Genomic DNA, 11,679 nt, shown 5'->3' with positions numbered 1-11,679 from the left:
ACGGACCGCCCTTCGTCATTTCAGTCTGGCTGAGCCTTAGAAGGAAGCGCGCAGGGTGACCATCGCCGTGCGGGGGGCGCCCAGCTGATAGCTGGCCGAACCGGTGGTCGAGGTCGAGATGTCCGCGAGGTATTCTTCGTCGAACAGATTGATCACGTTGAACTGGATATACGAACCGCCATTGCCGAGGCTGGCCAGGTTGTAACGAACGTCGAGATCAAACGTCGTGTAATCCGGCGCGACTTCGGTGTTGATGTCGTTGGAGAACCGCTCGCCAACATATTTGCCCTGCAGGCCCAGGTCGAACGGACCGACCGAGTAGGCGACCCGCATGCCGTATTGCCACTCCGGCGTTTCCACCAGTCGGTTGCCGGCGGTCTGGATGAAGACCGGAACCCCGTTCACCACGCCGTTAGGCAGGTTGTTCTTCACTTCGCTGTCCGTATAGGTCACGGAGCCGGTGATGTTGAACTTGTCGAACGGCGACCAGCCCAGTTGGCCGTCGAAGCCTTGAAGCGTCACGTCGCCCACGTTGCGGGTCAGGAACAGGCCGGCGGCTTCGTCGAAGGTGCGGACGATGCGGTTGGAGTAATCCGTCTTCCAGGCGGCGATCGAGCCGATCAAGCCGGCGGCTTGATAGCGGTAGCCGAGGTCGTAGGACTTGGTACGTTCCGGTTCCGGGTTCACATCGACCACATCGTAGAGGTCGTCGGTACGCGGCGCGGAGAAGCCTTCGGCGTAGCTGGCATAGACCGAGTTGTGGTCGGCGAAGCGCCAGGTCACGCCACCGTTCGGCAGAACAGCGTCATACTTCTTCTCGAACGAACGCGGCTTGCCGTAGCGATTCGCCGCACTGCTGTTCATCGACGACGCCGGGAACGTGACGAGGTCCGTTCCGGCGACCGGCGTGCCCACCTGGGTGGTGCAGTAGGCGTTAAAGGTGTCGCGCTGGTAGCAGTAGTTGGTCAGTTCGCGGTCGAAGTACGGCGCACGAACGCCCAGGTCCAGGCTGATCGCGTCGTTGAAGAAGTTGCCGCGGTATTCGGCGGCGATCTGGTTCAGCTTGGCGTAGGACAGGCGATCGCGGCGGCGCAGAATGGTGCCGTCCGGCAGATTGATCGGCGTTCCGTTACGGCCGGCGAAGGGATCTTCCGGCTTGCCGTTAGCGTCGATGTATCCGAACTGGCCCGTCTGACGGTGACGACCATTGTCGTAGGTGTAGGCGAGGCGCAGGCGGTTGTCGTCGTTGATGTCCCAGATCAGCGAGCTGGTCAGAGCGTAACGGTGGGTGTTGGTGATGTTGGGGCGGAACAGGGTGACCCGCGTGGCGCCATTGATCACGCCGTCGCGATTCAGATCGACGCCGGCTGCGGTGGAGTTTCCGATCAGTTGCGGGTCGGTTTCGCTCATGGTCTGAGTGCCGCCGCCGTGCGCCAGGACGTACTGGAAGGACGGGTCGATGGTCAGGACCAGATTGTCGCGCAGAGTGAAGCGCGAAGCGCCACGGATGTTGCCCGTGTTCGAGGGGTTGATGTTCGTCAGAGCGGACGGAAGCGTATTGCCCGACTCGTAGGCCGTCCCGGCATTAAACTGAGCGAGCGTTTTGCGAGCGATGAAGCTGTTACGGTTTTCGTTGTAGTTGGCGGTCAGCGAGAGGAAGTCGCCGTTGTCGCCGAGCGGCTGATAGATGCGCGCGTTGTATTGGGTTTTGTCGACGCCGCCGGCGCCGATGAAGTGGTCATATGCGGTCTTCGAAGCCGAGAACCAGGCGGTCGTGCCCCAGGGGCCGAAGGCGCCGGTGTCGACCAGGCCGAAGAAGCGGCGGTAGCCGGTCTCCCCGATCGAAGGCTGCAGGATGACGCCGAACTCCTGCTCCGGACGGCGCGTGGAATAGTTGACCGTACCACCGGTCGCCGAAGCGGTCGGGCTATCGACGTCGGTGGTTCCAAGGTTGACGGTGGCCCGGCTGATCAGTTCCGGGTCCAGCTGCTGGTTGGAATAGATGGCGTAGTTGCCGGTGTCGTTCAGCGGAACGCCGTCCTGCGTAAGAGAGATACGCGCCGAGTCGAAGCCGCGGATCGTCAGATCGCCGCCCGAAGAACCGAAGGCGTCATTGTTGGTGAAGTTCACGCCCGGCAGCAGATTGATCGAGTTCAGGATCGTCTGTCCCGGCGCCTGGGTCGAGATGTACTCTTCGGTGATCGAGGCCCGCGACTTCGCCACCGTCTCCGCGACGATCGCGCCGTCGATCGAGCGCGGTCCACGCTGGCCGGTGACAACGACTTGGTCCAGTTCGGTCGCTTCCGTGCCGGTCGATTGCGCGGAGGCGGCGCCGGCGAAGGCCAGCGAGCCGGCGAGGGCGGTGGTCGCCCAGATCAGGCTTTTGCGAGAAATCATTACATCTATCCCCAGATGGACGGCGCCAATGGCCTTTTGGCGGCAGACGTCCATCGCCTGTCGCAATCCAGCCCCCTCTAGGGCGCATGTTGAAATCTTGGACGACAGTTATGTAACAGCAATATGACAGCGCCAGAGGGTGGTGTCGGCGCCACACTGCGCAGGACTAGCGCTAGTCAGCCGCCCGTTCGAGGACGTCCGCAATCCCATTGGCTGTAGGCAGGATCGCATGCGGCTCGTGATAGTTGCCGTTGACCTGGCTCTGGGCGATTACATGCGCGCGGAACCGCGTGAACAAGGCGCTGTCGGGAGCCTCCGGCGCGCACCAGAAAGCGTCCAGCGGCTTCTGGTCGGTCAGCCCCTCGAAGTCAAAGAAGGCGTCTCCCAGAACCTTGACCGGCGTATGGAAACCCAGCGCCGACAAGGCGGCGCTGGAGTTGTTGACGACCATGCCTCGCGACGCACGGCAAAGCGCGGCCAGATTGCCGCCGTCGATGAAATCGACACGTCCCGCCAGCCCATGCTCCTGAGCAAGCCGCATCGTGACCGCGCGAAGATTGACCAGGCCAGGATCCAGCGGATGGTTCTTGACCACAAGCCGCATCTCAGGCGCCGCGTTTGCGGCGAAGCTGGTGATAACAGCCGTCAGGAAGGCGCGATTGTCGGCGTATCGGGAATAGCGCAGCAGCTGCGCATCGCCCTCCCGCTGCAGACACGCGATGAAGAACTCGCCTCTGTCCCGGATGATGTCGGCATCGCAATTCTCGGGTCGACGGAAGGCCAGGCTGATGTAGCGTCGAACATGGCCCAGGCACTGCTTCAACGGGGAGAACACATAGGGCGCGGTATAGTTTGGGAAGAACGCTTTTCCCGCCACCTGCACCGTATGATAGGCGCTGATATTGGCGACATGGTGCGGCAGGATTTTTCCGACTGCGACAGGCTCGGGCAATTGCGGTGCTGGCTCGGGATATCCGTCGCGGAAGCGTGGCAGGGCGCTTGAGCCGTTCACGCCGTTGCGTTCGACGGTGATCCAATCAGGACGGAAATAGCCGTTCTCCAAGACCCAGACGCGAGCCTTCAGGCTTTCCGATGCGGCCAGAACCGCGCGGTTGTAGGCGCCGGCCTCGCCAAAAACGATGATGTCACTGAAATCCGCGACGATACGGGCGAGATCATCGGTCCACGATTTTGCCGTGTCCTTGAACACCAACCCGCCCGGCCTGCGCCAGTTCATCGCATCGCCGGCGTTGAAGATCATGCGGTTGACGGCCGCCCCGCGCGATTCGAGCACCGAGGCCAGTGCGGATCCGAACGATCCGAAGGGGGCGGAAACGATCAGGAAGCGGCGACCCGGTAGCGCGTGCCGTCCGCCCTGTCGTGTCGCGGGACATGCAGAGATTACCGTTGTCTGAGCAGGTGCCGCTGAACGCAGTCGCAGCGACACCCCCGGCCGCACGCCATCCGCCCGCAAGCGGTAGCGCCGACGACGACGCGCCGACAGAACTCGAGAAGACGCACGCACGTCCACCATCACATCCAGCGGTCCAATGACGTCACATAAACCGGGTCGGCTTGGCCATTACAACCGAAGGGTTCGTCAACAAAGCGCATCTTCGCTCTTTTGTCGCGACCACCTTTTGCGATCAATCGAAATCGGCCAAAGTTCTGGGGTTTTGAGACATGGCGCGTTCGACGTTGTTTTTTAGCATCAAAGCCGCCGCCGCCCGGAGGGCGACGACGGCTCGATGTCTTTGAGATGACGACTTCCATGCTTCGCAGGTCGCTGGTTGGGTGATCCCAACCAGCTCCCCGAAAGTCTTAGAAGTTGATGTCGATGGTCGCGCGGCGGTTGAGCGGTTCGCGCACGCCGTCGGCGGTCGGCTTGGCCAGGTTGGTTTCACCCTTGCCGTCGAGGGCGATCACGCCGCCGTTGACGCCTTGAGCGACCAGGGCGTCCGCGACGGTGCGCGAACGACGGTTGGACAGACCCAGGTTATAGGCGGCCGAACCCGAGGTGTCGGTGTAGCCGACGATCAGGACGCGCGTCGGACGACCCGACTTGGCGTAGTTGGCGGCCTGCGTCACCACCGAACGGGCTTCCGCGGTCAGGTCCGAGCGATCCCAGTCGAAGTAGACGACGAACTGGCGAGCGACCGGGGTCTGAGCGACCGGCGGCGGAGGCGGCGGGGGCGGAGGAGGCGGCGGCGGCGGGGGCGGCGGGGGCGGCGGGGGCGGGGGAGCGTCTTCCGCACCGAAGCTGTAGCGCAGACCCAGGGTCACGGTGTGCGACTGGTCGTAGTCGCCGTCCCATTCGCCGAACTGCCCGGCGCCAGGACCGGTGCCGACCGTCGTCGAGGCGAAGTTGGCGTCGCCCGTCAGATACCGGTAGGTCAGGTCGATGTTGGCGCGGTCGCTGATGGCCCAGGCCAGACCGGCGATCGCCTGAGCGGCAAACTTGGTCGAGCTGTCGTCGGCGGTGAAGGTGGCGCTGCGGTTGGCGCGCAGAGCGCCGATGGTGTCGGTCGAAACGCGGTTCACACCGGCGCCGAGGCCGACGAACGGACGCACGCCCCAGTATTCGAAACCGAAGTCATAGATGACGTTGGCCATCAGGGTGGCGGATTCGATGTCGCCTTCGGGCGAGAAGCAGCCGCCCGTCGCCGGGGTCAGGTTGCACAGGCCCTGCGTGCCCGACACGGCGCGAACGCGGCCGATGTCGCCCGAGCGATAACCGCCTTCCAGTTCAACGCGCCAGTTCGGGTTGAAGCGATAGCCGAGGCGAGCGAACGCCGCCCAGCCGTCGTTCACTTCCCAGTTCCAGTTGGCGCCGGTCGTGGACGATTCAGCGTTGATATCGTCGATCATGTGGTAGCCGGCGTCGATGGCGCCGTACCAACCATTGGGTTCCGCCGATGCGGCGCCGGCTGCGAACAGTCCGGCGGCGGCAACGGAGGCGAGAAGTTTGAGCTTCATAGCTTCCTCACTGTGTGAATGCGCGAAGCTGCGCAATAGCACAGCATTCACTCGACCGAACGGCGTGGCTGGCGCACGGTTCCGTGCTTGAGATACGATTGTGTCGACTGTGGCGCCGTTTCAACACATTGGGCGGCTGCGAAAGGAAACGATTATGACGATGCGATTTGACGGACAGGTGGCGGTCGTGACGGGCGCCGGCGGCGGGCTGGGGCGCGAACACGCTCTGGCGCTGGCGGCGCGGGGGGCCAAGGTTGTGGTCAATGACCTGGGCGGCGCCCGCGACGGTTCAGGCGGTTCGGCGACGGCGGCGGAATCGGTCGTGGCGGAAATTGAGGCGGCCGGCGGGGAAGCGATGGCCAATGCGGCCTCCGTGACGGACTATGCCGCAGTCCAGGCCGTGGTCGATCAGGCCATGGCGAAATGGGGCCGGATCGACATTCTGGTGAACAACGCCGGCGTCCTGCGCGACAAGACATTCGCCAAGATGGAGATCGAGGACTTCCGCTTCGTCGTCGATGTCCACCTGATGGGGGCGGTCAACTGCACCAAGGCGGTGTGGGAGATCATGCGAGGGCAGAACTACGGCCGGATCGTGATGACGACCTCGTCGTCTGGCCTGTACGGCAACTTCGGCCAGTCGAACTATGGCGCAGCCAAGATGGCCTTGGTCGGCCTGATGCAGACCCTGTCGATCGAAGGGGCCAAGAACGACATCCGCGTCAACTGCCTGGCGCCGACCGCCCACACCCGTATGACCGAGGATCTGGGCGCCGCCCTGCCGCTGGAGGCGCTGTCGCCGGCCCTCGTGACCCCCGGCCTGCTTTACCTGGTCAGCAAGGACGCGCCGAGCCGCGCCATCCTGGCCGCCGGCGCCGGCGGGTTCGAGCGCGCCTATGTCACCCTGACGCAAGGCGATTTCGTCACCGGCGACGATGCGCCCGAACAGGTCGCCGCCCGCTTCGACGCCATCTCGGACCGCAGCGGCGAGATCGTGCCGGACATGGGCGCCGCCCAGGGCATGATCGAACTGACTAAGGCCCAGAAGGCCCACGGCGGTTGAACAACAAGGCGCCTTGCGTTGACGCGACGTGAGGCGCCTAACTTCGCTTCAGAGGAAACCGGCCTCAAGCAGCGCGAACGCGCGTAGGCCAAACAATAATGGGCTCAAGCAGCCCGAAGGGCGATAGCCCAGGAGGAAAGCTCATGCGCGAAGCCGTCATCGTCTCCACCGCCCGCACCCCCATCGGTCGCGCCTATCGCGGCGCCTTCAACGACACCCAGGCGCAAAGCCTCGGCGCCCATGCGGTGAAACATGCGGTCCAGCGCGCGGGCGTCGATCCGGCAGAGATCGAGGACGTCATCATGGGCGCGGCCCTGCAGCAGGGTTCGACCGGCACCAACGTCGCGCGCCAGATCGCGCTCGCTGCCGGCCTGCCCTCCTCCGTTCCCGGCATGAGCCTGGATCGCCAGTGCGCCTCGGGCCTGATGGGCATCGCCACGGCGGCGAAACAGGTCGTCTTCGATCAGCAGAAGATGGCGGTCGGCGGCGGGCTGGAAAGCATCTCCCTGGTGCAGAACCAGAATATGAACCTGTACCGGATGAAGGACGAGGCGCTGCTGAAGCTGTCGCCCCACATCTATATGTCGATGCTGGAGACGGCCGAGGTTGTGTCGCGCCGCTACGGCGTCAGCCGCGACCGCCAGGACGAATATGCGCTGAAATCCCAGCAGCGCACCGCCGCCGCCCAGGACGCCGGTCGGTTCGACGCCGAGATCGTGCCCATGACCACCACCATGCTGGTCATGGACAAGGCCACCGGCCAGACCTCATCGAAAGAGGTCACCCTGTCCAAGGATGAGGGCAACCGTCCCGATACGACGCTGGAAGGCCTGAAGGCCCTGAAGCCCGTATTCAGCGGCGGCGAGGAGATCCAGACGGGCGAGTTCGTCACCGCCGGCAACGCCTCGCAGCTTTCGGACGGCGCCTCAGCCTGCGTCGTCATGGAGGCCGGCGAGGCGGTGAAGCGCAATCTGCAACCGCTCGGCGCCTATCGCGGCATGGCGGTCGCCGGCTGCGAGCCGGACGAAATGGGCATCGGCCCGGTCTATGCCGTGCCCAAACTGCTGAAGCGCCACGGCCTGACCATCGACGACATCGGCATCTGGGAGCTGAACGAGGCCTTCGCCGCCCAGGTTCTGTATTGCCAGGACACTCTGGGCATTCCCGACGACCGCCTGAACGTCTCGGGCGGCGCCATCTCCGTCGGCCACCCCTACGGCATGTCCGGCGCCCGCATGACCGGCCACGTCCTGATCGAAGGCAAGCGTCGCGGAGCCAAATACGGCGTCGTCACCATGTGCATCGGCGGCGGCATGGGCGCGGCCGGGCTGTTCGAGATTTATTGAATTTCATCTCCTCCCTGTCGCGCAGCGATGGGGAGGTGGCGCGGCGGTCCTTTAGCGCCGCGACGGAGGGGTTCTGCGACGACTACAGGAGACAGTGGGACTTCAAGAGCCCCTCCACCGCTTCGCGGTCCCCCTCCCCACAGGTGGGGAGGAGATGCGTCAGACCCGCTCGCTGATCTTGATCGCCGCCTTGCAGCCGACCTTGATCACGCCGGACAGCAGCCGATAGGCCGGCGCTTCACGGCTGCCGTGTTCGATGGCGTGGTCATGGTGGGCCAGTTCCTCGTCGCGGAACTGTTTCAGCTCGGCGGCCAAGGCCGGATCGCGGTCGCCGATCTCGGCGATCTGGTCGGCATAGTGTTTCTCGATCACGCTCTCGACCGCCTCGGTGCAGGCGTGCGCCGCCTTTTCACCCATCAGGGCCGTGCCCGCGCCCAGGGCCGAGGCGGCGATGCGCCACAGCGGGGTCATGACCGTGGGTCGCACCCGCCGGTCGTTCAGCAGCCGCTCGAAGCGCGCCAGATGCACCGCCTCCTGGTCCTGCATCTCCGACAGGTCACGGGCGATGCCGTCACGCCCCTTTCGCCCTTCGAACACCGCCTTCTGGGCGCGATAAATCAGGACGGCCGCATATTCCCCGGCATGATCGACACGCAGGATTTCGTCCATCCGCGCCTTGTCAGCGCCTTGGCCGGGACGAGGGAGGGGAATGGAGTGGCTCATCGCATCAGGCCTTTTCGATCCGGGGCGCGCGGGCGTCCTTTGGACGTTTCGCCGCCAACAGGCTGAACACCGCAAGCGCCGAGGCGATGATCGCGTTCCATCCTGCCATCGACAGACCCAGCCAGCTCCAGGCCACATCGCCGCAGCCGATCACCTTGGTCACCGGCCCCGTGCCCATGGCCAGCGCTGTCAGGCTGTCCATATCGACCGAGCCGCCGACGGACGAACAGGTCGCAGGCAGCGCCCACCATTTGTATTCGCCGCCCATGTGGAAGATGGCCGTGATGGCGCCTGTCGCGAACACGGCCGCCAGCAGGAAGGCGGCGATGCGCGGCGTGCCCCGGCGTCCGCCGCTGAACAGGGTCCAACCCGTGGCCAGCACAGCGACGACGACGGCGCCCCAATAGACCTCGCGCTGCTTCAGACACAGGTTGCAGGGCGCAAGGCCGGCGAACCGTTCGAACGCATGGGCCGCGCCCAGCATGGCCAGCGACGCGGCCAGGGCGAAGGCGGTCCACCAACGGGTCAGAAGGCGATAGACATCGATCATCTTGAAACGGTCTTACCCCGCCCCTGCGGCCGCGTCGACTTACAGAAGCTTCAGGACGACGATCAACCCGACCAGCGCGACCAGGCCGATCACGCTCCACATCGCCAGCCGCTTTTCGACCTGCGCCAGCATGGCCGGCCCCCAACGTTTCAGGATCCACGCTTCCAGAAAGAACCGTCCGCCCCGCGTCACGACCGACGCGGCCATGAAGACCGGAAAGCTGAACGCCGCCAGGCCCGAGGCGATGGTCACCAGCTTGTAGGGAATGGGCGTCAGCCCCTTGATCAGAATGACCCACAGGCCCCACTGATCGAACCAGGCGCGGAACTGCTCCAGCCCGTCCGAATGGCCCAACACCCGCATGATCGCCAGGCCCAGATCGGTCAGGAAATAGCCGATCGCATAACCGAGAATCCCGCCCAGCACCGACGCTGCAGTGCAGACGGCGGCGTAGAAATACGCCTTCTGCGGCTGCGCCAGGATCATGGGCGCCAGCATCACATCGGGCGGGATCGGAAAGAACGAACTCTCGGCGAAGGAGACGACCGCCAGGGCCTTAGTCGCATGGCGGCTGCGCGCTAGGTCGAAGACGCGGTCATAGAGTTTGCGCAGCATGGCGATCCTTAAGGCGGCACGGCGCGTTAGCACCCCTGCGGCGTTGCGTCATCCTCGGCCGTCACGTCCACCTGCTAGAGCGCCTTAATGACGACCCCCGCCGCTTCCCCGTCCAAGGTCCAGCAGGACGACGTCAGCCACAACGTCACCCGGCTGCTGCGGCGGCTGGCCGACGACGGCGGCGACGCCGGGCTGACCCTGCATGAGATCCGCGACCGGCTGGACGAGCGCGCCTATGGCCTGTTGATCCTGCTGCTCTCCATCCCTTGTCTGGTGCCGGGCCTTTACGGCGTGCCGCAAGTAGTCGGGCTGATCGTCATCCTGCTGGCCGGCCAGATGCTGGTCGGGCGCGAGGAGCCGTGGCTGCCGCGCTGGTTTCTGAACCTGCGGTGCAAGGGATCGTGGCTGAAGGCCATGGCCGATTTCGCCGAGACCAAACTGGGCTGGATCGACCGGCTGTCGCGCCCCCGTCTTCGCGGCTTCGCCGATGGGCCGGGCGAAAAGCTGGCCGCCGTCTTCATGATTCTGGCGACCGTCACCATCGTCATGCCCCTGACCAACACCATCCCGTCCATCGCCCTGGCCTTGCTGTCGGTCGGCCTGATCCAGCGCGACGGCCTGTTCGTCCTCGCGGGCTGCGCCGTAACCACCGTGTGGCTGACCATCCTGGGCGCGCTCGGGACCGGCCTTCTGATGGGCGCCGAATGGGCCACGCGCTGGCTGCCGGGCTGACGCAGCCAGCGATTCCAGCCCTGCAAGCGTAGCCTTAGATGTCCAAGAATTAACGGGCGCCCGGGCGGTGATCCGTGGAAGGTGTCGTGACCGGCCGACGGTCGATCATTCCCAATCTTCTTTCACGGCGTGTCATGGCTCTGCCTCTTCGTTCCTCCCGCATCCTGTTCGTCGCCGTCGGCGCGCTGCTGGCCACCGCCCTGCCCGCAGCGGCGCAGGACTACCGCCAGCCTTTCCATCCCGATCAACTGAAGGGACCGCCCGCCGGCGCGCTGAACGAGGTTCTGGTTCTGGGCACGCCGCACCTGTCGAACATGGGCGACGGCTTCAAGGTCGAAAGCCTGTCGCCGCTGCTGGATCGGCTGGCGGCGTGGAAGCCGACCGCCATCGCGACGGAGGACCTGTCGGGCCTGCAATGCGACAGCCTGCGTCGCTATCCGTCGCGGTATGCCGAGACGGTCGAAACCTATTGCTGGGATCCCGCTCCCGCCGCCCTGGCGACCGGCCTGGACGTACCGGCCGCCAACGCCGAGGCCGAGCGGCTGCTAGCCGAGTGGCCCGATCAGCCCACGGCGGCCCAGCGGCGTCATCTGGCGGCGGTCTTCCTGGCGGCTGGCGAACGGGGATCGGCCCTGGTCCAGTGGCTTCGCCTGGCCGCCCAGGACCGCATCGCCGGGGACGGCCTGAACGACGCCTTGGTCGGCGTGCTGAACCAGATCGAGGAACAGGCCAACGAGACCTTCCTGATTTCCGCCCCCCTGGCCGCGCGCCTGGGACTGGAACGGCTGTGGAGCGTCGACGACCACTCCGCCGATTCGCCGGACCCGACGGACCCCGTGGAGAAAAAGGCGTCACAGGACGCCGTCATGGCCGCCTGGGACAATCCCGCCAGCACGGCCCGTCGGGCGGAAGACGAACGGCTGAGCGCCGCCCTGAATCAGCCGGACGGCCTTCTTCAGATGTACCGCGCCTACAATGCGCCGACCGTCCCGGCCATGGCCTATCAGTCCGATTTCGGCGCCAATCTGGTCGAGCCGTCGCCGCAGGCCTTCGGCCGCCGCTACCTCGGCTTCTGGGAGACCCGCAACCTGCGCATGGTCGCCAATATGCGCGATGTCCTGGGCCTCTATCCGGGCACGCGGATGCTGACCATCGTCGGCGCCTCGCACAAGGGCTACTACGAGGCCTATCTGGACCAGATGCACGACGTCCGGCTGGTCGATCCCGAGCCCGTGCTGCGCTGATCGCCTAAGGACGGCAAACGGGGGCTTACGGGG

The 11,679-nt window shown here is 65.2% G+C and carries 11 protein-coding genes; 4 read left to right on the top strand and 7 right to left on the bottom strand.

Annotated features, from left to right (window positions below):
• Positions 1 to 36: 36 nt before the first annotated feature.
• The 4 genes from JX001_RS04685 to JX001_RS04670 all read right to left on the bottom strand — a co-directional run bounded on the left by JX001_RS04685 (position 37) and on the right by JX001_RS04670 (position 5,373).
• On the bottom strand, positions 37 to 2,397 hold the full coding sequence (locus JX001_RS04685; RefSeq protein WP_205682495.1) for a TonB-dependent receptor domain-containing protein: 2,361 nt from the start codon (positions 2,395 to 2,397) through the stop codon (positions 37 to 39).
• Between the two features lie 172 nt (positions 2,398 to 2,569).
• Positions 2,570 to 3,691 (bottom strand): capsular biosynthesis protein, encoded by a 1,122-nt coding sequence (locus JX001_RS04680; protein ID WP_241004757.1) that lies wholly within the window; start codon positions 3,689 to 3,691, stop codon positions 2,570 to 2,572.
• A gap of 239 nt (positions 3,692 to 3,930) precedes the next feature.
• A complete protein-coding gene (locus JX001_RS04675; protein WP_205682493.1) occupies positions 3,931 to 4,170 on the bottom strand; it encodes a hypothetical protein in 240 nt (79 codons plus the stop codon).
• 48 nt (positions 4,171 to 4,218) lie between these two features.
• Positions 4,219 to 5,373 carry an OmpA family protein gene (locus JX001_RS04670; protein WP_205682492.1) on the bottom strand — a complete coding sequence of 385 codons (1,155 nt, stop codon included), beginning with the start codon at positions 5,371 to 5,373 and terminating at the stop codon, positions 4,219 to 4,221.
• Between the two features lie 154 nt (positions 5,374 to 5,527).
• Here JX001_RS04670 and JX001_RS04665 point away from each other — a divergent pair, with 154 nt between their 5' ends.
• Entirely contained in the window at positions 5,528 to 6,436 is a 909-nt protein-coding gene (locus JX001_RS04665; protein WP_205682491.1) for an SDR family NAD(P)-dependent oxidoreductase, read from the top strand.
• A gap of 143 nt (positions 6,437 to 6,579) precedes the next feature.
• Positions 6,580 to 7,782, top strand: a complete 1,203-nt coding sequence (locus JX001_RS04660) for an acetyl-CoA C-acyltransferase (protein ID WP_205682490.1) — start codon at positions 6,580 to 6,582, stop codon at positions 7,780 to 7,782.
• Between the two features lie 159 nt (positions 7,783 to 7,941).
• Here the strand turns inward: JX001_RS04660 and JX001_RS04655 are convergent, their stop codons facing one another.
• Genes JX001_RS04655 through JX001_RS04645 form a run of 3 tightly spaced genes read right to left on the bottom strand, consistent with a single transcriptional unit; the run spans position 7,942 to position 9,670 of the window.
• Positions 7,942 to 8,505, bottom strand: a complete 564-nt coding sequence (locus JX001_RS04655) for a demethoxyubiquinone hydroxylase family protein (RefSeq protein ID WP_205682489.1) — start codon at positions 8,503 to 8,505, stop codon at positions 7,942 to 7,944.
• A 4-nt stretch (positions 8,506 to 8,509) separates the two neighbouring features.
• Complete coding sequence (locus tag JX001_RS04650) at positions 8,510 to 9,055, bottom strand: disulfide bond formation protein B (RefSeq protein ID WP_205682488.1); 546 nt, start codon at positions 9,053 to 9,055, stop codon at positions 8,510 to 8,512.
• Between the two features lie 39 nt (positions 9,056 to 9,094).
• A complete protein-coding gene (locus tag JX001_RS04645; RefSeq protein WP_205682487.1) occupies positions 9,095 to 9,670 on the bottom strand; it encodes a YqaA family protein in 576 nt (191 codons plus the stop codon).
• Positions 9,671 to 9,757: 87 nt separating this feature from the next.
• Between JX001_RS04645 and JX001_RS04640 the strand changes: the two genes are divergently transcribed.
• Both JX001_RS04640 and JX001_RS04635 read left to right on the top strand, forming a co-directional pair.
• Positions 9,758 to 10,402 (top strand): exopolysaccharide biosynthesis protein, encoded by a 645-nt coding sequence (locus JX001_RS04640; RefSeq protein ID WP_205682486.1) that lies wholly within the window; start codon positions 9,758 to 9,760, stop codon positions 10,400 to 10,402.
• Positions 10,403 to 10,536: 134 nt separating this feature from the next.
• Positions 10,537 to 11,646: a DUF5694 domain-containing protein gene (locus tag JX001_RS04635; RefSeq protein WP_241004756.1), complete on the top strand. Its 1,110-nt coding sequence runs from the start codon at positions 10,537 to 10,539 to the stop codon at positions 11,644 to 11,646.
• Positions 11,647 to 11,679 lie beyond the last annotated feature (33 nt).

Source organism: Brevundimonas fontaquae (genome assembly GCF_017086445.1).
GTDB classification, from domain to species: Bacteria; Pseudomonadota; Alphaproteobacteria; order Caulobacterales; family Caulobacteraceae; genus Brevundimonas; species Brevundimonas fontaquae.
Note: the sequence above shows the minus strand (reverse complement) of the source record. Positions and strands in the feature narration are given on the sequence as shown.